The organism is Streptomyces sp. ITFR-6 (assembly GCF_031844725.1).
Taxonomy (GTDB): domain Bacteria; phylum Actinomycetota; class Actinomycetes; order Streptomycetales; family Streptomycetaceae; genus Streptomyces.
Map to the genome: position 1 here is coordinate 5,556,434 of NZ_CP134612.1, position 18,794 is coordinate 5,575,227.

14 protein-coding genes and 1 pseudogene are annotated in these 18,794 nt (G+C 73.2%); 7 read left to right on the forward strand and 8 right to left on the reverse strand.

Annotated features, from left to right (window positions below; translation table 11 throughout):
- Positions 1 to 58 precede the first annotated feature (58 nt).
- From RLT59_RS25445 to RLT59_RS25460, 4 genes are read right to left on the reverse strand one after another with little or no spacing between them, the layout of a single operon-like run.
- A complete protein-coding gene (locus RLT59_RS25445) occupies positions 59 to 1,393 on the reverse strand; it encodes an AAA domain-containing protein (RefSeq protein WP_311305544.1) in 1,335 nt (444 codons plus the stop codon).
- Positions 1,390 to 2,997 (reverse strand): hypothetical protein, encoded by a 1,608-nt coding sequence (locus RLT59_RS25450; RefSeq protein ID WP_311305545.1) that lies wholly within the window; start codon positions 2,995 to 2,997, stop codon positions 1,390 to 1,392. The genes RLT59_RS25445 and RLT59_RS25450 overlap by 4 nt, the downstream gene beginning before the upstream one ends.
- Positions 2,988 to 4,166, reverse strand: coding sequence for a hypothetical protein (locus RLT59_RS25455; protein ID WP_311305546.1), 1,179 nt, complete (start codon positions 4,164 to 4,166; stop codon positions 2,988 to 2,990). Before RLT59_RS25455 ends, RLT59_RS25450 begins: the two co-directional genes overlap by 10 nt.
- Positions 4,060 to 5,043 carry a phosphatase PAP2 family protein gene (locus tag RLT59_RS25460; protein WP_311307851.1) on the reverse strand — a complete coding sequence of 328 codons (984 nt, stop codon included), beginning with the start codon at positions 5,041 to 5,043 and terminating at the stop codon, positions 4,060 to 4,062. The genes RLT59_RS25455 and RLT59_RS25460 overlap by 107 nt, the downstream gene beginning before the upstream one ends.
- 300 nt (positions 5,044 to 5,343) lie before the next feature.
- Here RLT59_RS25460 and RLT59_RS25465 point away from each other — a divergent pair, with 300 nt between their 5' ends.
- Positions 5,344 to 5,940: a histidine phosphatase family protein gene (locus tag RLT59_RS25465; RefSeq protein ID WP_311305547.1), complete on the forward strand. Its 597-nt coding sequence runs from the start codon at positions 5,344 to 5,346 to the stop codon at positions 5,938 to 5,940.
- A gap of 255 nt (positions 5,941 to 6,195) precedes the next feature.
- Here RLT59_RS25465 and RLT59_RS25470 read toward each other — a convergent pair whose 3' ends face one another.
- Positions 6,196 to 7,551, reverse strand: a complete 1,356-nt coding sequence (locus RLT59_RS25470; RefSeq protein WP_311305548.1) for a tetratricopeptide repeat protein — start codon at positions 7,549 to 7,551, stop codon at positions 6,196 to 6,198.
- A gap of 241 nt (positions 7,552 to 7,792) precedes the next feature.
- Between RLT59_RS25470 and RLT59_RS25475 the strand changes: the two genes are divergently transcribed.
- Positions 7,793 to 8,266 (forward strand): hypothetical protein, encoded by a 474-nt coding sequence (locus tag RLT59_RS25475; protein WP_399126070.1) that lies wholly within the window; start codon positions 7,793 to 7,795, stop codon positions 8,264 to 8,266.
- Positions 8,267 to 8,366: 100 nt separating this feature from the next.
- On the forward strand, positions 8,367 to 9,293 hold the full coding sequence (locus RLT59_RS25480; RefSeq protein WP_311305549.1) for a spermidine synthase: 927 nt from the start codon (positions 8,367 to 8,369) through the stop codon (positions 9,291 to 9,293).
- 18 nt (positions 9,294 to 9,311) lie between these two features.
- On the opposite strand, the gene RLT59_RS25485 is transcribed toward RLT59_RS25480, so the two are convergent.
- A complete protein-coding gene (locus RLT59_RS25485) occupies positions 9,312 to 9,848 on the reverse strand; it encodes a hypothetical protein (protein ID WP_311305550.1) in 537 nt (178 codons plus the stop codon).
- A gap of 80 nt (positions 9,849 to 9,928) precedes the next feature.
- Here RLT59_RS25485 and RLT59_RS25490 point away from each other — a divergent pair, with 80 nt between their 5' ends.
- The 3 genes from RLT59_RS25490 (at position 9,929) to RLT59_RS25500 (ending at position 13,671) form a co-directional block, all read left to right on the forward strand.
- Positions 9,929 to 10,639 (forward strand): response regulator transcription factor, encoded by a 711-nt coding sequence (locus tag RLT59_RS25490; RefSeq protein WP_311305551.1) that lies wholly within the window; start codon positions 9,929 to 9,931, stop codon positions 10,637 to 10,639.
- Positions 10,636 to 12,081, forward strand: coding sequence for an ATP-binding protein (locus tag RLT59_RS25495; protein ID WP_311305552.1), 1,446 nt, complete (start codon positions 10,636 to 10,638; stop codon positions 12,079 to 12,081). The genes RLT59_RS25490 and RLT59_RS25495 overlap by 4 nt, the downstream gene beginning before the upstream one ends.
- Before the next feature lie 129 nt (positions 12,082 to 12,210).
- Entirely contained in the window at positions 12,211 to 13,671 is a 1,461-nt protein-coding gene (locus tag RLT59_RS25500; RefSeq protein WP_311305553.1) for a glycoside hydrolase family 18 protein, read from the forward strand.
- 100 nt (positions 13,672 to 13,771) lie between these two features.
- On the opposite strand, the gene RLT59_RS25505 is transcribed toward RLT59_RS25500, so the two are convergent.
- Positions 13,772 to 15,577 carry a 2-isopropylmalate synthase gene (locus RLT59_RS25505; protein ID WP_311307853.1) on the reverse strand — a complete coding sequence of 602 codons (1,806 nt, stop codon included), beginning with the start codon at positions 15,575 to 15,577 and terminating at the stop codon, positions 13,772 to 13,774.
- A 186-nt stretch (positions 15,578 to 15,763) separates the two neighbouring features.
- Between RLT59_RS25505 and RLT59_RS25510 the strand changes: the two genes are divergently transcribed.
- Positions 15,764 to 16,456, forward strand: coding sequence for a FadR/GntR family transcriptional regulator (locus RLT59_RS25510; protein ID WP_311305554.1), 693 nt, complete (start codon positions 15,764 to 15,766; stop codon positions 16,454 to 16,456).
- A 37-nt stretch (positions 16,457 to 16,493) separates the two neighbouring features.
- On the opposite strand, the pseudogene RLT59_RS39425 reads toward RLT59_RS25510, so the two are convergent.
- Positions 16,494 to 18,401, reverse strand: a pseudogene (locus RLT59_RS39425) (bifunctional aspartate transaminase/aspartate 4-decarboxylase).
- Positions 18,402 to 18,794 lie beyond the last annotated feature (393 nt).

Genomic DNA, 18,794 nt, shown 5'->3' on the forward strand with positions numbered 1-18,794 from the left:
GCCCGGAGCGTGCCAGGGGGCGTGCGCGGAGCCGTTCCCCGCTCTCCGCGCCCCGGGCTCAACGCCCCCAGCGCACCCGGTGTTCCGCCAGATGCGCCAGCACCCGGTGGTTCGCCTCCCAGCCGTCCGGGAACTTCACGGTGACGCCCAGCTGGACCGGCTCCGTCGACGGGTGCTCGTCGAGCAGCTCCGCGACGCCCGCGCGGCAGACCACGATGCAGGCGTGCCGGTGGCGCGAGGCCAGCACACACAGCCGGCCCGTCTCCAGATGGAACGCGGTGGCGTCCGGCCGCCCGGACAGCGGGTGCAGGACCACCGTCACATCGAACTCCCGGCCCTGGAGCCGGTTCGCGGTGTCCACCGCGACGCCCGTCACCCCCAGCTCCGCGAGCGCCGCCCGCACCGCCGCCGCCTGGTCGCGGTGGGCCGTGCCGACCGCCACCCGGTCCGCCGTCACCGGGGCCGGGTCGGGGGAACGCTCGCTGGTCGCCGCGCCGCCCCGGTCGAGGAGCCGGCGCACCACCGTGGCCACCGCCCGGACCGCCTCCGGGTCCGTGCGCGGGGTGTGCCGGGCGGGCAGCTCCAGCAGCCCCCAGCCGGACTCCGCGGCCTCGTCCAGCACCCGGTCGGCCGCCGAGCCGTCCGAGCCGACCCCGAACGACAGCAGCCGGTCCCCGTGGTCCGTACCGCTGCGGAACGGGGTGTACGGGTAGAACGCGTCCGAGACCAGCTGCGCGGCCGACGCGGGCAGCCGCCAGGAGACCGGCAGCCGGCGCTGCGGCAGCTCCGGATTGTGCGCCAGCAAGGTGGAGACCGCGCTCGCGGACGGGTCGTAACTCAGCCCCGCCCACTGGTCCGCGCCGACGATCGAGAACGGGTCGAGCTGGCCCGGATCGCCCACGAACAGGGCCCGCTCGAAGAGCCCGGCGACGGCCAGCAGCGCGTCCGAACGCATCTGGTACGCCTCGTCGACGATCGCGTGCCCCCACGGCTCGACGTTCTTCACATGGGCCCACTTGGCGGCCGTCGAGATGACGATGTCCAGCCCGGCCAGATCCGCCGCCTTCGCCGACTTGCGTACGTTGTCCAGCCCGTCCAGCACCTTGTCGTACGGGTCCGAGTCGCTGCTGTGCAGCCGGCCGACCGGGAGCCCGGGGTCCTTCTCCGCCAGCCGCACCACCAGGTCGTCGACCTGGGCGTTCGTCTGCGCGACGACCATCAGCGGGCGCCCGGCCGCCGCCAGTTCGAGCGCGGCGCGGACCACCAGGGTCGACTTGCCCGCGCCCGGCGGGGAGTCCACCACGATGCCGCGCGCGGTGCCGTTCAGCGTGTCGTCCAGGATCTGGGCGGTGGCCCGGCCCGCCGCCGCCCCCGGGTCGAGTCGGTCGCTCACAGCAGGTCCTCCGGGGTCACGGGGTCGGGGCGCTCGGCCGTCGCACCGGCGCCCGGCGGGCCGCCGTGGGTCCACGGGGTCTCCTCCGCCTCCGGCAGCTTCGGGCCGCCGCGCTGATCGTGCTCGAACAGGGTCCAGGCGATCCTGTCGCCCGGCTCCGGGACGGACCCCGGCGCCGGCTCCCTGCCCCGGCCCATCCGGTCGGTGATCCGCAGCACCAGCGCGGCCGGCTCGCCCTCCTCCGCCGGCCCGTACCCGGCGAACTCGGCGGTCTGCGGCTTGCCGTCCAGCGAGCGGTAGATTTTGACCCGCTCTCCCAGCTGCGGCCGCTCGTCGGTCCGGACGGTGACCAGCGGGCGCGGCGAGGGGCGCTTGGACTCGCTGTACGCCATCTCCACCCCGGTCACCTCCCCGAGGAACGCCTCGCCCGCCAGCCGCCGGCCGGCCAGCACCAGCGGATCGTCCAGCGCCTCCTGGGCCTCCAGCTGCGCCTGGGCGGTCTCCCGCGAGGCGAGCTTGCGGGCCGCCGTCACCGCGTCGTCCCGGCGCGGCTGCGGCGGCTCGCCGGACCGCACCCGGTCGCGGTGGCCGGTGAACGACCAGCGGTCACGGGTCCAGCGGTCCTCTGTCCTGGCCCCCTCCGGCAGCTCCCGCAGCAGGTCCAGGCCCCGCCACACGGCGTCCCAGGTCGGCCGCAGCACGCCCGCCAGCAGCGCCCTGATCTCCCGCTCGGCGCCCGTCAGCGCGGCGAGCCCGGCATCGGCCGCCAGCCCGTCCTCCGCGGCGGCCAGCGCGGTGCGCGCGCGGTCGTACCGCTCGATCGCGGGGGCCAGCAGCCGGTTGTCGAAGTCCGGATCGGTGGCCGGTCCCGCGGGCGGGCACAGCAGCTGCCCCGCGTCGTCCCGGGCCAGCTCGGCGCGGAGCGCGGCCTCGGCCCCGGACTCGCCGGCCGGCGGATCGACCCAGGCGAGCAGGGCGCCCAGGTGCTGGTCCTCCAGGCTGGACTGGCCGCTCGCCCAGTGCCGGTTGAGCAGATCGGTGCAGGCCAGCAGCAGCGAGGAGCCCGGCACCCGGGCGCGCTCGCCGTAGTGCGTCAGCCAGCGGCCCAGCAGCGGGACGCGGGCGGGCGCCGGATACGGGGTGTCGGGGTCGTCCTCCGCGGTGCGCCGGAACCGCATGGAGCGGCCCAGCAGCCGGACGAACTCGATGCCCGCCCGGCTCGGCACGATCAGCTGCGCGGCGTCCGTGCACAGCTCGGTCTCGACCTTGACCTTCTTGCCGGTCGCCGGGTCCGTCTCGCTGCGCTCCACGGGCTCGATCACATCGGCGTACGACTCGATGTGCGGCAGCACCGCCTCCGCCAGCTCCGCGAGGAACGCGAACCGCAGATCCCGGTCGCGCGGCTGGGCCACGACCAGCAGCCGGGGCGCGTCCCGCTCGGAGCCGACCAGCGCGCCGAGCGGGGCGCCCGCCTCGCCGGACGTGGTCAGCGGCACCAGGACCAGCGGCCGGTCCGTCAGATGGCGGTGGCGGACCGTGGCCAGCGGCTGCGCTCGGCCGCTCTCCACGGCCTCCAGCCTGGCCAGGGTGGAGATCAGTGGCATCCCGGCCCGCCCTCCAGAGCCTCGGCGCGCAGCGCGGCGGCGCGGCGCAGCGCGGAGACCGTCGGGTCCGCCGGATCGCCCTCCTTGCCGGCGGCCGCGGCCAGCACCGCGCCGACCGTGGTCAGCCCGCCGAGCTCGCCCCGCACGCTGCGCCCCAGCGCCTCCACGGCACCGGTGGCGCGCGCCTTGCCCCGGCAGTGGAAGGCCAGTTCGCAGGCGGCCAGGCACTCCGGCGCGTACGCCGCCGTGACCGACTCGACGGCGCGGCTCAGCTCCTCCGGGGAACGCTCCGGGTCGAACGTGGTGCCCTCGGGCAGGGCCGCCGCGATGTCCTCGATCCGGGTGAGACGGATGAGCTGGCGGCGGGTGACCGCACACTGCTTGCGCACGTCGACGACGGAGGCGGCCGGCAGGTTGGAGAAGTCCTTCGGGCAGACCAGCAGCACCCGGTGGCCGACCTCCGCCCCGTCGGTGGCGGCGGCGATCCGCTCCAGCGCCAGTACGTAGACCGCGGACTGGCGGGCGGCCGCGCCGACCTTCGCCGCGTCGGCGGAACCGTCGATCATGGGGAAGGACTTGATCTCGACGACCGTCCAGGTGCCGTCGGGGTGCACCACCACCGCGTCCGGCTCCAGGTAGGCGGGCGAGCCCGCCACCTCCAGGGCCAGCATCGGGTGGTCCAGGAGCGCCCAGCCGCCCGCCCCGGTCGCCTCCCGCAGGGCCAGCGCGGTGCGCGCGGCGCGGCCCTCGGGACCGGCGGCGCTCAGATCGGGCACCGCGACCTCGCGCGGGGGTTCGCCGGGCTCACCGAGCCGCTCGTGCAGCAGCCGCATCAGCTCCGTACCGCCGTCGGCCTTGACCTTGGCCTCGAAGGCGTTGCCGCGCATGAAGGCGAACTGGGACTGGCCGAAGGGGGCCGGTGAGCCGAGCGCGGTGGCCAGGGCGGTCTTGTCGACACCGGCCCCGTCGAGCAGGGCGCGCCGCTTGCAGCCGGGGTTGGCGGCGAGGGCGGCCAGTGCGCGGGCGTCCAGCGGACGGGGTGCGACGGCCGGGCCCCTCAGCTCAGCGAGCCGCTGCCGCAGCGTCACCGCCGACGGTACGTCCCGCGGCGCTTCCGGCCGGGGCGGGGACGTCGGCCGGGGCAGGTGGACCGGCCGGTGCCGGGGCATCGGTGGGATCTGCGGAGGAGGTCCGCTGGCCGGGGATTCGCTCACCCGTGGAAGTCTTGCATCCGGCACTGACATCCGGGGACGCCGTGTCCGTACTCACCCCTGCGAAGCGGGCCTTGGCCGCGTCGGCGACCTTGTTGGCGAGCCGGGTCACGGGCCGTCCCAGCAGGGCGCCGAGCCCCATCACGGCGGCACCGGCCACCGCGTCGAGGAAGTAGTGGTTGGCGGTGCCCATCACCACGAAGACGGTGATCAGGGGGTAGGCGACGCCTGCCGCCCGGACGAGCGGGTGGCGTCCGTGGCGCCAGATGAGGATCCCGCACCACAGCGCCCAGCCGACGTGCAGACTCGGCATCGCCGCGTACTGATTGGTCATTCCGCCCATGCCGCGCGGCGCGGACGCCTCTGTGCCCCACCAGCCGTACGAGCTGTACTGCGCCATCGTGTCGACGAAGCCGTGTCCGGCGGCCAGCAGCCGGGGCGGGCAGGTCGGCATCAACGTGAAGCCGATCAGGCCGAGCATCGTGGAGGTCATCAGCCAGGTGCGGGCCCTGCGGTAGGCCTGCGAGTGCCGCCGGAACAGCCATATGAGGACGGCCGGGGTTATCAGGTAGTGCAGCGACGCGTAAGCGAAGTCGGCGGGTATCCCGATCGAGGAGTGCGCGGTGAGCAGCCGGTTGAGGGGGTGCTCGAAGTTGATACGGAGCGTCTGTTCCAGGTCCAGGATGCGCAGTCCGTGGTCGACGGCCGTCGACACGTCGCCGCGCACCAGCAGTCTGCCGCCCGAATACGCCGCGTACACCAGGGCGAGCAGCGGGAGCTCGGTCCACCAGCGGGGCCGGGGGCGCTGCGCGGGCGCGGTGGTGGCAGGCGGCATCCGGAAGTTCTCCATCATGTGTTCATGCGGCCGACGGCGGACGTTCAACCGTACGGTGCGGTGCGGCCGGGATTCCCCCAGGGGTGCACTCGGCACCCCTCAGCCGCTCTGTTCGGTCTGCGTTGAGAGGGACGCCCCTACGGCCCCAGGGGTTGCGTCATGAGCGTGTGCGGGATGATGGAAAACCGGACGTTCCGTTCCCACCCGTTCATCCGTAGCGTGTCGGACGGTTGCGTCCCTGTCGATGTCCAAGATCTCAGATCCAGCATCAGAGGTCTCAGTTTCAGGGAGAGCCGTCACATGGCACCGCGAATCCTGCTTGCCCGGCACGGCCAGACGGAATGGTCCGTCAACGGCAATCACACCGGCAGGACGGACATCCCCCTGCTCGACACCGGGCGCGAGGGCGCCAAGCTGCTGGGGGAGCGGCTGCACCGGGGGCCGTGGGTGGATCTGCCCGGTCTTGAGGTCCGGACCAGCCCGCTGGTGCGGGCCTCGGAGACCTGCGAGCTCGCGGGGTTCGGCGAGCGGGCCGAGCCGTGGGACGCGCTGATGGAGTGGGACTACGGGGCGTACGAGGGGATGACGCCGGCCGCGATCAAGGCGACCCGCCCGGACTGGTTCATCTGGCGCGACGGCGTGCCTGAGGGGGAGACGCTGGCCGAGCTGTCGGCCCGTGCCGACGAGGTCATCGAGTGGGCCCGCTCGGCCGACCGCGACGTCCTGGTGTTCGCCCACGGCCACATCCTGCGGGCGCTGGGGGCGCGGTGGCTGGGCGAGGACGTGTCCTTCGCGGCGCGGATCCGGCTGGAGCCGACGTCGCTGTCCGTCCTGGGCTGGGCCTACGGGACGCCGGCCCTGGAACGCTGGAACGATACGGGCCACCTGGAGCGGTAGCCCCGGCCGCCGGCCCGGCGCCCCGGTCATCTCCAGCCCGCCCGGCGCTCGGCATCCCAGCCCGTCCGGCGTTTGAGGACGGAACCCCGCGCTCCGGTCCGGGGCGGGCCGCTCTGCCCTCAAGCGCCGGGCGGGCTGGTTTTCGCACCCCGGTCCGAGCGGACGGTTCCGTCCTCAAACGCCGGACGGGCTGGGGTTGGCCGGGCTGGGATGGCCGGGCTGGGCCGGCCGACCGGCTGAGGCTCTCCGAGAGCGTTACGCGTTCGCCGTGCCGTGGCGGTCGAGGAAGTCCGTGATGTCGACCGAGCCCCGGCCCCGGGGCCGCAGGACCGCCACCGCGCCCGCCAGCATCGTCCTGATCCGGGAGGAGCGGACCTGGTCCAGCAGGTCCAGCACCTGGTGACCCGTGGCCGCCGCCTCCTCCGCGAGGCCCGCGCGGGCAAGGTCCGTGGTCAGCTCGGCCCGGTACAGCGCCAGGTTCCGGGTGAAGTGCGGGTCCTGCAGCCGCGTCGCCCGCCGCGCGTGCCGGGCCGCCCGCGACCAGTCGCCCAGCGCCGCCCAGCACTGCGCCTCCAGCATCTCCAGCTCCGCCTCCCGGAAGAAGCTCATCCACTCCGGGTCCGACGGGGCGGGGCCCTGTCCGAACGAGGTGTGCGCCCGGCCGAGCGCCCGCTCACAGCCTGTCCGGTCCCCGAGCCCCGCCCGGCCGCCCGCCTCCCGCAGCGAGAGCAGCGCCATCAGCCGCGGTGAGCCCAGCGGCCGCGCCGCCCGCAGCCCCGCCTCCGCGGCCCGCACGGACTCGCGCGAGCGCCCGGTGTCCCGGGCCAGGAACGACGCGTTGCAGAAGGCGTGCGCCTCCAGCGCGTGGTCCCCGGCCACCCGCGCCGTGGCCAGCGCCTCCGCGTAGTGCGAGCGGGCGTCCTCGAACCGGCCGGAGTCATGGGCCAGCCAACCCACCGAGATCGCCAGCTCACCGGCTCCGGAGTGCAGCCGGTCCGCCGTGGACCGCCGGGTCGCGGTCCCGGAGTCGAGCAGCGCGTACGCCGCCCGCAGCGGCTGCGAGGCCCGGCGGTACAGGCCGTCACCCCCGTGCCGGTCGTCCAGCAGGCGGATCTGCCGTACCGCCTTCTCGACGGCGTGCACCTCCGCCTCGCCGACCCGGCGCTGCGCGGGCAGGGAGACGGAGGCGGCCATGCCGCCCAGGCCCAGGCTGAGGGACGCGGCCGCCATCGTGGTGGAGCCGCTTGTCATGAATACGCGACGCAGCACGTCGCACTCCTCGTCGGTGTCGCTGCCGAGCAGCGGCGAAGTCGGGGACGAAGGGGCGTCCGCGGCGGACGGTGCCCCCCGGCCGCGTACCGATTCACGCGGCGAGAAGCCCAGGTCCACCAGGGTCGCCCCGGGGAACATGTGCAGGAAGACCCGCTCGTACGCGTAGTTCGGGCAACGGATCTCGCCGGACTCCACGCGCCCGATGTACCGGGCGTCGCACGCGACCTGCTCGCCGATCTCGTGGGCGGACCTGCGTACCGCGGCAGCGAACTCCCCGGCGGAGCGCTGTCCGCGCAGCCGCCGGAAGGCGAGGTTGGGAACTGCCCGTGTCGACACCATGGCGGGGCCCTCTCTGGTGCGAGCCGGGCGATTGTTTCCGGTGTCCCGGCGGGGCAAGAACGTACCTGCTGTGACAACTCCCACACGCTGTGTTTACTGACAAAACGGGTATCTCGACCACGATCCGCCATGAACTGCCACCCTTTGCAGCGGTGTGGGGCCGTAGCCCTTGACGCGGTCCGCGCGTTGGTCCATGTGGCGACGGAGTCCGGCTCCGCCCGGCGATGAGAGGAGAGGTCCCTTGTTGCACACCGACATGGCGACCGGCTCGCGGACGACCGCGACAACGGCCGCACGGACCGCGACGACCGGCCCCATGGCACCCGCGCAGGAGCTCGCCGCGAGCGGCCCGCTCCCCGGCGCGGAACCCTGCGACCTGGTGACCGTTCCCGCCCGTCAGGGACTGGAGGCGGCGGACATCCTGCGTCGGGGCGCCGATCAGGAGGCCGTCGGCCCGGTCCTGCACGACGGCCCCTGCGCCACCGTCGGCTTCCTGGTGCCGCCGGGCACCGCCGAGGCCTGGGACGTACCGGGCAGCGCCTGTACGAGCACCAACGGCAGAGGGCTGCGCATCCCCGCGGAGCCGCCCGTCTCCGGCAGCGGCTGGCTGCTGCCGCCCGGCGACGACGACACCGCGGTCACCGACCCGGCCGCGCTGCGGGCCGCGCTCGACCAGGCCGCCCGGCTGATCGAGGCGGCCGACAACTGCCGCTGAGCCCATAATGTCCGCGGGGGCGGTGAGCGCGATGACCGCCCCGCGCGGCCGGACACGGCCGGTCCCGGACCCTATGAGCAGTGAGCAGGTACGAGCGGCAGTGGCACGTCGAGGAGGTTCCGGCGGAGCGGGGAGCGGCAAGCAGCGCGCGGACCGCAGGACCGACCGCAAGGCGGCCCGCGGCTCCGGGCCCACCGGGGGCAACGTCTCGGAACCGGTGGACGGCGGCCTCGCCGAGCTGGTCCCGGACCGGGAGCGCAGGCGCGCCTGGACACTGACGATCGACGGCGCCCCGCAGTCCCACGTGGACCTCGAAGACCCGGCGTACCTCTCCTTCGAGTACCAGCGCCGGATCGGCCATATCGCGGACCTGGCCGCGCCCGCCGGGCAGCCGTTGCACGTCGTGCACCTGGGCGGCGGGGCCTTCACGCTCGCCCGCTACATCGCGGCGACCCGGCCCCGCTCCACCCAGCAGATCGTCGAGGTGGACGCCGCGCTCGTCCAGCTGGTGCGCCGGGAACTGCCGCTGGACCCGCAGGCCAGGATCAGGGTCAGGGCCATCGACGCCCGCGCCGGGCTCGGGAAGATACAGGACGACTGGGCGGACCTCGTCATCGCGGACGTCTTCAGCGGCGCCAGGACCCCCGCCCACCTCACCAGCACCGAGTTCCTCGCGGAGGTGCGCCGCGTCCTGAAGCCCGGCGGGACCTACGTGGCCAACCTCGCGGACGGCCCCCCGCTCGCCCATCTGCGCGGCCAGATCGCCACCGCCGCCACCGTCTTCCCCGAGCTGGCGCTCGCCGCGGACCCGACCGTGTTCCGCGGCCGGCGCTTCGGCAACGCCGTACTGCTCGCCTCCGACGTGGTGCCGAAGCTCGCGGAGCTGACCCGCCGGGTGGCGACCGACCCGCATCCGGGGCGCGTCGAACACGGCCGGGCCCTCGCGGACTTCACCGGAGGCGCGGCCCCGGTGCACGACGCCGGCGCGAGGCCCTCGCCGCCGCCACCCGCGTCCGCCTTCGACTGAGCACCCGCCGCACCGCCGTCACTTCACGATCTCGACCTTCGGCGGATAGCCGTTCCAGGTGCAGAACACCGAGACCGTCGTGCCGTCGTCCCGGGCGAAGTTGACCCGGATCCAGGCCGGTTCCGTCCAGACCCGCATCGACCAGCCCTGTTCCGGCGTCGCGGAGACCAGCTTCGCGCTGTCCGCGCCCAGCTCGAAGACGACCCGTCCGCCGTCCGTCGCGTAACTCCGCGCCGTCCCCGCGGGGGTGGCCGTGGCAGCGGGCCCGGACGGGCCCGCCGGGGCGTGCGAGCGCGAGGGGGAAGGACTCACCGACGTCACCGACGGCTCCGGGGCGGAAGCCTTCGGTGAGGTCTGTGACGGGGACGGTTCGGGGCGGTGCGTCGAGGACGACAGGGTCTCCGTGGTCGCCCGCGCGCTCGCGGAGATCGGCACCGCGCGCGGCGGGTCGTACGCCGTCCCCGCCATCACCGTGTGCACACCCCACCACGACAGCGTGACCGCGGCGCCGGTGGCGAGCGACCACGCGAGCCCATGTACCAGTCCTCGTCGCATCCGGCACATCCTGCACCATGGCGGACCGTCCTCCGGATCGGGGCGGACCCGAAGGCGCTCGATGGCGTACGGTGCCGCCCATGCCAAGTGTGCTTGTGGTCGAGGACGACCAGTTCGTACGTTCCGCCCTCATCCGGCACCTGACCGAGGCGTCACACACCGTACGGAGTGTCGGCACCGCGCTCGAAGCGCTGCGCGAGGTCGCCCACTTCCGCTTCGACGTGGTCATCCTCGATCTCGGGCTGCCCGATCTCGACGGCTCGGAGGCGCTCAAGATGCTGCGCGGCATCACCGACGTGCCCGTCATCATCGCGACCGCCCGGGACGACGAGAGCGAGATCGTCCGGCTGCTCAACGACGGTGCGGACGACTACCTGACCAAACCCTTCTCCGTGGAACACCTCGCCGCGCGGATGGCCGCCGTACTGCGCCGCTCGCGCGCGGCCGAGGGACGGTCGGCCTCCCCGCGCGTCATCCGGGTCGGCGGGCTCTCCATAGACCCGCTGCGGCGACTGGCCGAACTCGACGGCACCGACCTCGACCTCACCCGGCGGGAGTTCGACCTGCTGACCTTCCTGGCCGGCCGGCCAGGCGTCGTCGTCCCGCGCAAGGAACTCCTCGCCGAGGTCTGGCAGCAGTCCTACGGGGACGACCAGACCATCGACGTCCACCTGTCCTGGCTCCGCCGGAAACTGGGCGAGACGGCCGCCCGGCCCCGCTACCTGCACACCCTGCGCGGCGTCGGCGTGAAACTGCAGCCGCCCGCCGCGCCCCCGGAGCAGCCCGCATGAGATGGGCGCTGGTCAAGGTCTGCCTGGCCGTCACCGCGATGGTCGTGATCGCCTTCGCCGTACCCCTCGGCCTCGTCATCAAGGAGATGGCCAGCGACCGGGCGTTCTCCGACGCCGAACGGCAGGCCGCGACGATCGGCCCCACCCTCTCCATCACCACCGACCGCACCGAACTCCTCAAGGCCGTGCTCACCACGGAGCCCGGCGCCCATGACCGGATGGCCGTCCACATACCCGCCGCCGCGGAGGCCGACAGGCAGGCGGTGGAGATCGGCCGCCGGCGCGCCACCCGCAAGGACCTGGAGACCGTACGGGCATCGGGGCGCGCCTCCATCTCCGAGGTGCCCGGCGGCTCCGCGCTCCTCCAGCCGACCGCGCTCGGCGCCGGGGGCACCGCCGTCGTCGAGGTGTTCGTGCCCGACGCCGAGGTCTCCAACGGGGTCACCACCGCCTGGCTGATGCTGGCGGGCGTCGGCATCGCGCTGATCGTCGGTTCCGTCGCGGTGGCCGACCGGCTCGGCGTACGCATGGTGGAGCCCGCCCGGCGGCTCGCCGGGGCCGCCCAGGACCTGGGGGAGGGGCGGCTCGGGACCAGGGTGCCGGAGGAGGGTCCGACCGAACTGCACTCCGCCGCCGTCGCGTTCAACTCCATGGCCGACCAGGTCGTCCAGCTCCTCGCCAACGAACGCGAACTGGCCGCCGACCTCTCGCACCGGCTGCGCACCCCGCTCACCGTGCTGCGGCTCAACGCCGCCTCGCTCGGGGAGGGCCCGGCGGCCGAGCAGACCCGGGCGGCCGTCGAGCAGCTGGAGCGCGAGGTCGACACGATCATCAGGACCGCCCGGGAGCAGCGCCCGCAGACCCAGGGACAGGGCGGCGGTCCGGGAGCCGGCTGCGACGCCTCCGAGGTGATCCGCGAACGCATGGCCTTCTGGTCCGCGCTGGCAGAGGACGAGGGCCGCGAGGTGCGCCTCGCCGGGGTGGACCGCACGGTACGCATCCCGGTGGCCCGCCCAGAACTGGCGGCGGCGCTGGACGCGCTGCTCGGCAACGTCTTCCGGCACACCCCGGAGGGCACCGCCTTCGCCGTGGACGTCTACCACAGCGGCGACGCGGTGATCGTGCTGGTCTCGGACGCGGGCGTCGGCATCGCGGACCCCAGGGCGGCGCTGGCGCGCGGCGGCAGCGGACACGGCGGCGCGAAGGGCGCGGTGGGCTCGACCGGGCTCGGCCTCGACATCGTCCGCCGGGTCGCGGAGTCCACCGGCGGCGATGTGCGGATCGGCCGATCGGTGCTCGGTGGCACGGAGGTGCGCATCTGGATCGGGCTCGGCGGGCAGCGGCCGAAGGGACGCGGCCACCGGCTCGGGCGGCAGCGGCGCGCGGTGAACCGGCGGGGCACGGGGGCCCGGTTCCGCTCCGGAACGGGCCCGAACCTTTAGACCGGCCGATGCGCTCCTTAAGCCCGCCCTAAGAACATCAACTCGGGTCCCAACTGCCTCATTTGCCGGATTCGCTGCCGCTAGCGTGCTCTCGCATCCCCCACTTCCGTATGACGAGGCAGGAACGCGATGGGCACCAGCACGCACCGGCGCACGGCGAGCACCCGGACCAAGGCGGTCGGCGCGGTCGTCGCCGCGGCCGTGATCGGCGGGACGGTCTTCGCCCTCACCGGCACGGCCCAGGCATCCGCGGTCGGCGCCGCCTACACCAGGACCAGCGGCTGGACGGGCGGCTACACCGCGCAGTACGTCGTCACCAACGACACGGACAATGCCAAGTCCGGCTGGACGCTGGAGTTCGACCTCCCGGCGGGCACGAAGCTCAGCTCGCTGTGGAACGGCGAGCACACCGTCGACGGCAACCACGTCACCGTCACACCGTCGAGCTGGGACAAGGAACTGGCCCCCGGCAAGTCCGTTACCATCGGCTTCGTCACCAGCTCCGAGGACAAGGCGGCCGACCCCACCGGCTGCGTCGTCGACGGCACCAAGTGCTCCGTCGACACCGGAGCCACCCCGGAGCCCAGCGGCCGCCCCACCGGCACCGCGACCCCCACCCCCACGAAGCCGCCGGCCGGCACCCCCACGCCGACCCCCACCAAGACCGACGCGGGCGGCGGCAGCGGCGGTACGGCGAGCGGGGCGGGCTTCGCCCCGTACGTCGACACCTCCCTCTACCCCGCCTTCGACCTCACCGGCACCGCCAGCAAGACCGGCGTCAAGCAGTTCAACCTCGCCTTCATCACCTCCGGCGGCAGCTGCGCCCCGCTCTGGGGCGGCGTCACCGGCCTCGGTGACGACCAGGTCGCCTCCCAGATCGACGGCCTGCGCGCGGCGGGCGGCGACGTCCGGGTCTCCTTCGGCGGCGCGTCCGGCTCCGAGCTGGCCCTGAACTGCACCTCGGCGGCCGATCTGGCCGCGGCCTACGGCAAGGTCGTGGACACGTACAAGCTGACCAAGGTCGACTTCGACATCGAGGGCGGCGCGCTCCCCGACACCGCGGCCAACTCCCGCCGCTCGCAGGCCATCGCGCAGCTCCAGAAGTCCCACCCTGGCCTGGATGTCTCCTTCACCCTGCCGGTGATGCCCGAGGGCCTGACCCAGCCCGGGGTGGACCTGGTCGCCGACGCGAAGAAGAACGGCGTCGACGTCGGGGCCGTCAACATCATGGCGATGGACTACGGCGCCTCGTACAGCGGTGACATGGGCACGTACGCGATCCAGGCGGCCACCGCGACACAGGCCCAGATCAAGGGCGTGCTCGGCCTCTCGGACGCGGACGCCTGGAAGGCCGTCGCCGTCACCCCGATGATCGGGGTCAACGACGTCAGCACCGAGATCTTCAAGGTCGAGGACGCCACGCAGCTGGTGGAGTTCGCCCAGGAGAAGGGGATCGGCTGGCTCGCGATGTGGTCGGGCACCCGGGACAAGGAGTGCGAGGGCGGTGCGAAGCCGACCGCCGACGCGTCGTGCAGCTCGATCGCCCAGGAGCCGCTCGCCTTCACGAAGGCGTTCGGCGCCTACAAGTAGCCACCATCCCCCGCGCATCCCGGCCGGTCCCCACGCCCCCCACAACCGGCCGGGGTGCGCCCCCATTTCAGCTCCTAGGGCGAGACTTTGCGGACACGCCCTAGCGCGCCCGGTTCACCGCCGACAAGACCGCCGCCACCGACGCCGCGAGCGCGGACGCGTCCCGGCCCGCTCCCCAGCGGACCTCGCCGTCCACCCGGCACTCCGCGTACGCGGTCACCGTGGACCAGGCCGCGTCCGCCCCGTGCTCCGAGAAGTCGAGGATCGTGACCTCCACCCCGGCGGCCGCCAGCGCGTCCGTGAACGCGGACACCGTACCGGCGCCCGTGCCCTCGTAGTCGCCCTCCCGCCCCTCCACCCGCAGCGTGCAGACGAACCGCTGGCCACCGGCCGGATCGCGCTCCGCCGACCAGGATGTCAGGGCGATCGCCCCGTCCCGGCCCGGGACCAGATACGTGGCCTCGAACAGCTCCCACAGGTCCTTCGCCGTGGCCTCCAGACCGCTGTCGTCCGTCGCGTCCTGCACCGTACGGGAGAAGTCCGCCCGCATCCGGGCCGGCAGGTCCACCCCGTGGTTCTCGCGCAGCAGATGGGCGATGCCGCCCTTGCCCGACTGGCTGTTGACCCGGATGACGGCCTCGTAGCTGCGCCCCACGTCCGCCGGGTCGATCGGCAGGTACGGCACCGACCACACCTCGGAGCCGCTGCTCCCGTGGTGCGCGAAACCCTTGCTGATCGCGTCCTGGTGGGTGCCGGAGAACGCGGTGTACACCAGGTCGCCGCCGTACGGATGGCGCGGCGGTACCGGCAGCCGGTTGCAGTGCTCGACCGTGCGGCGGATCTCGTCGATGTCCGAGAAGTCGATCATCGGGTCGACGCCCTGGGCGTGCAGGTTCAGCGCCAGGTTGACCAGGTCGACGTTGCCGGTGCGCTCCCCGTTGCCGAACAGGCAGCCCTCCACGCGCTGCGCCCCCGCCAGCACCGCGAGTTCCGCGCACGCCACCCCCGTACCCCGGTCGTTGTGCGGGTGGACGGAGAGGATCACCGCATCGCGCCGGTCCAGGTGGCGGTGCATGTACTCGATCTGGTCGGCGTAGACGTTGGGCGTCGCGATCTCCACCGTGGCCGGCAGGTTGTGGATCACCGGGCGGTCCGGTGAGGCGTCCCACAGCTCGGTCAGGCTGTTGCAGATCTCCAGTACGTAGTCCGGCTCGGTGAGGATGAAGACCTCGGGCGAGAACTCGAACCGGATGTCCGCGCCGGGCCTGGCCCGCGCGAGGCGCTCCATCAGCCGCGCGGCGTCCAGCACCACCCCGTGCACCCCGGCCCGGTCCCGTCCCAGGACGACGTCCCGCCAGACGGGGGCGGTCGGGATGTAGAGGTGGACGACCACCCGGTCCATCCCCGTCACGGACTCGAAGGTCCGCTCGATCAGATCCGCCCTGGCCGGGGTGAAGACGACCACCGTCACGTCGTCCGGCACCGCCCCGCTCGTCGCCAGATGCCGGACGAAGTCGAAGTCGGTGCGGCTCGCGGACGGGTAGCCGATCTCGATCTCCTTGAAGCCCATCGCGACGAGCAGATCGAACATCCGGCGCTTGCGCGGGGTGTCCATCGGCTCGGCCAGCGCCTGGTTGCCGTCCCGCAGATCGACCGGCACCCAGAGCGGGGCCCGCTCGGTCCGGGCCTGCGGCCAGGTCCGCCCGGTCAGCGGGATCTCCACGCGGTCGAAGGCGGAACGGTAGCGGTGCGACGGCATCGAGCTGGAGCGCTGCCGGTTCCAGCGGGGCGCGGCCGGGGGCACCGGCCCGCGCGGGGTGCGGATCGTGGGAAAGCCGTGCGCCGGTGGCACGGCGTCGGGCGCGGACGCGGCCGTCGGGGTGGCCGCGGACAGGGTCTGGGGCATGAACTCGGGCATGAGCGGGGTCTCTTCTCGCATCGCCGGATGCGACCGGCACAGCACGGAACCCCGCGGCGGGGTGCCGATCGCTTCAGGCCCCGCCGCGGCAGCCGAGAAGAAGGAGACCGCGGTACGTCATGGCCGGTACAGTAGCCAGAAACCAACTCCTCAGACAACCTGACAGGTGAATCCGTGTCCACGCTCGGCCCGCTCAGCCCCAGCCCCTTGGTCGACCAGGCCGCCGGTCATCTGCGCGCGCAGATCACCGAGGGGCACTGGCCGGTCGGCACGAAGATCCCCGGCGAGACCACCCTCGCGAGAACACTGGGCGTGGGCCGCTCCACCGTCCGCGAGGCGGTGCGCACCCTCGCCGCGCTCGGCCTGCTCCAGTCCCGCCAGGGGTCCGGGGTCTTCGTCATCGCGGACCACGCGGCGGAGGACTGGCCGGTCCGGCTGCGCCGGGCCGCGGTCGCCGATGTCTACGAGGTGCGCATGCTGGTCGAGGTGCAGGCGGCCCGGCTGGCCGCCCGGCGCCGCACCGACGAGGACCTGGCCGCCCTGGAGGCGGCGCTCACGGCACGGCGGTCGGCGGGCGCGGGCCCCGACGACGCCTTCGTGGACGCGGACATCGCGCTGCACCGGACCGTCCTGGCGGCGGCCCGCAACCCGGTGCTCACCGACCTCTTCGCGGAGTTCGCCCCCGCGCTCCGCCAGGCGCTCATCGACCTGGTGGAGCTGACCGGCCTGCGCCGCGAGGACCCGCACCACGGCGACGCGGCCCATCAGGCGCTGGTCACCGCCGTCGTGGCGGGCGACGCGGAAGCGGCGGGCCGGGCCGCGCAGGAGGAGCTGGAGAAGACCCTGGCCCGCCTGCGCGCCGCCTGACCGGGCCGCGGCGCCTCCGCGTCCGGTGCCGTCCCGCCTACGCGGCGCCCGCCCCCGAGTCCCGCCACTCCTGCGCGTACTCGTCGAAGATCGCCCGCAGCTGGTGCCCGATCTTCAGGTAGTCCAGGTCGTCCAGATTGGCCAGCGAGACCCGGACGGACCACTCGGGGCCGTCGAAGCCGCCACCGTTCAGCAGCACCACGGACGTCTGCTCGGCCAGCCGGAACAGCGGGTCGACGGGCTCGTAGTTCTGCTCCAGATAGTCGGCGAACTCCTTGCCCAGGGTGCGCTCCGCCTCGGCCAGCAGGTCGAGTTCGATGTAGTACGCGGCCCGCTTGGGGTCCTCCGAGATCTTCATATGGGCGCCCTCCAGCAGGAGTTCGAGACGCTGCCGGACGATCGAGCGGATCCGGGCCTTGTACGCCTGGCCCTCGTCCAGCATGTCGAACAGGGAGAAGAGCGTCATCATCACCTGCTGCGGCAGCGACAGGCCCGCCGTGTGGTTCAGCGCCACCTGCCGGGAGTCCGCGACCAGCCGGTCGATGAACCGGATCTTCTCCGGCTCCAGCGACAGCGTTCCGTACCGGGCGGCCAGCCGGGCCTTCTGCGCCGCGTCCTGGGCCCGGAGCATGTCGTCGATGACGTTGTCGTCGTGCGCCCGATGACGCCGAGCCGCCAGCCGGTGGCGCCGTAGTGCTTGGAGTACGAGTACACCAGCAGCATGTTGCGCGGCAGGTCCGCGGCCAGCGAGCGGAAGCCCTCGACGAAGGTGCCGTAGACGTCGTCCGTCACCACGATCAGGTTCGGGTTCCGGTCCGCGACGATGGACACGATCTGCTCGGCGACCTTCGGCGCGAGCGCGAGCGAGGGCGGGTTGCTCGGGTTGACGCAGCAGACCAGCTTGACCGAGGGATCGGCCAGCTTGTCGATCTCCTCCGGCGGGTAGCGCCACTGCCGCATACCGGTCTCGGTGAACAGGTTCGCCTCGACGCGGACGACGTCGAAGCCGTACGTGTCGAGCTCGGGGATCTCCAGGTACGGCGTGAACACCGGGACCATCAGGGCGATCCGGTCGCCCTTGTGCAGGATTCCGTTCTTCATCAGCGAGTCGAAGATGTAGCACATCGCCGCCGTGCCGCCCTCGGTCGCGAACAGGCTCAGGTGCTGCCCCTCCGGCGGCCGGTGGTCGAACATCTCGTCGGGCTTGACGCCCTCGACGGTGACGGCGTTGCCGAGACCGGCCTCCAGATCACCGATCCGGCGGCCGTCCGCGAGCGTCACCAGGAAGGTGCGGCCGACGGTCCTCGGCAGCGCCTCCCGCTCGTCGTCCTCCAGGCCCGCGGCTCCGCCGCGCATCTTCTCCCACCAGCTCGCGCGAGGCGTCGGCGAGGTTGATGCGCAGCAGCATCGGCATGATCTGGCTGGTGAGCAGCACGATGGTGATCAGGCCGAAGAGGTAGCAGACGGTGTACGCGGTGGCGACGTGTCCCTGGTACTGGGCGATCTGGCTCTGGCTCAGGTCATCGAGCTTGCCGATGGCCTCCGTGGCCGTACCGACGACCGCGGATTCGGTCGCCGCGCCCGCCAGGATGCCGGAGGCGGTGCCCACGTCGAGGTCGAACGCCTTGGCGATGCCGAAGGCGATGCCGAGCACGCAGACCAGCTCGATCAGGCAGAGGGCGAAGAAGCGCAGGCTGCTGCGGTTGAGGTTGGCGAAGAACTGCGGCCCGGCCAGGTAGCCCAGCGAGAAGATGAACAGCGCGAAGAAGACGGTCTTGACGTCGTCGTTGACGCTGACGTGCCGGGTGCCGATCAGCAGCGCGACGATCAGCGTGCCGCAGATGCCGCCGAGGGTGATCGGGCCGACGCGGATCTTGCCGACCAGGTAGCCGAGGGACAGACGGAGGAAGAGCGCGAGCTCGGGATGGTCCCGGACGACTCCCATCCGGCCTCACCCACCCGAGCGAATTCAAAGGATCAATAGGTGCATAGCGGTGAATTTAACAGGGCGTGAGGTGCGAGGCATTTCCAGCCAGTTGTCCGTATGTCGGCCACCCAGTAGCCGACCGGCAGTTGGGCGTACGCGCCGGTGCGCCGGCGGCCGGATTCGGGGAAAGAACGCGGAGGTGGTCCGGTCCGCCCCCATGAGGTGGTGTCCCGTTCACCTTCCGTCGGGCTCTCATGGCCCGGCCGGGGGTGGTGGCGGTCGTTTCCGGGCCTCTCCGGAAATCCGGGCCGATCGGTCCGGATTCCCGCCCGCACTCCGCTGATCCGGCCCCAACACCCCTCTCACCTGCGGGTCTTCGGGAGGCGCGCGTTCCGGTTTCCTTGTCCGCGC

Bases quoted from the DNA above. Each gene is read 5' to 3' on its own strand.
- RLT59_RS25490 (WP_311305551.1), top strand. From the start codon at position 9,929: ATGCCAAGTGTGCTTGTGGTCGAGGACGACCAGTTCGTACGTTCCGCC.
- RLT59_RS25505 (WP_311307853.1), bottom strand. From the start codon at position 15,577: ATGCCCCAGACCCTGTCCGCGGCCACCCCGACGGCCGCGTCCGCGCCC.
- RLT59_RS25460 (WP_311307851.1), bottom strand. From the start codon at position 5,043: ATGCCGCCTGCCACCACCGCGCCCGCGCAGCGCCCCCGGCCCCGCTGG.
- RLT59_RS25465 (WP_311305547.1), top strand. From the start codon at position 5,344: ATGGCACCGCGAATCCTGCTTGCCCGGCACGGCCAGACGGAATGGTCC.
- RLT59_RS25470 (WP_311305548.1), bottom strand. From the start codon at position 7,551: ATGGTGTCGACACGGGCAGTTCCCAACCTCGCCTTCCGGCGGCTGCGC.
- RLT59_RS25450 (WP_311305545.1), bottom strand. From the start codon at position 2,997: ATGCCACTGATCTCCACCCTGGCCAGGCTGGAGGCCGTGGAGAGCGGC.
- RLT59_RS25455 (WP_311305546.1), bottom strand. From the start codon at position 4,166: ATGCCCCGGCACCGGCCGGTCCACCTGCCCCGGCCGACGTCCCCGCCC.
- RLT59_RS25500 (WP_311305553.1), top strand. From the start codon at position 12,211: ATGGGCACCAGCACGCACCGGCGCACGGCGAGCACCCGGACCAAGGCG.
- RLT59_RS25495 (WP_311305552.1), top strand. From the start codon at position 10,636: ATGAGATGGGCGCTGGTCAAGGTCTGCCTGGCCGTCACCGCGATGGTC.
- RLT59_RS25485 (WP_311305550.1), bottom strand. From the start codon at position 9,848: ATGCGACGAGGACTGGTACATGGGCTCGCGTGGTCGCTCGCCACCGGC.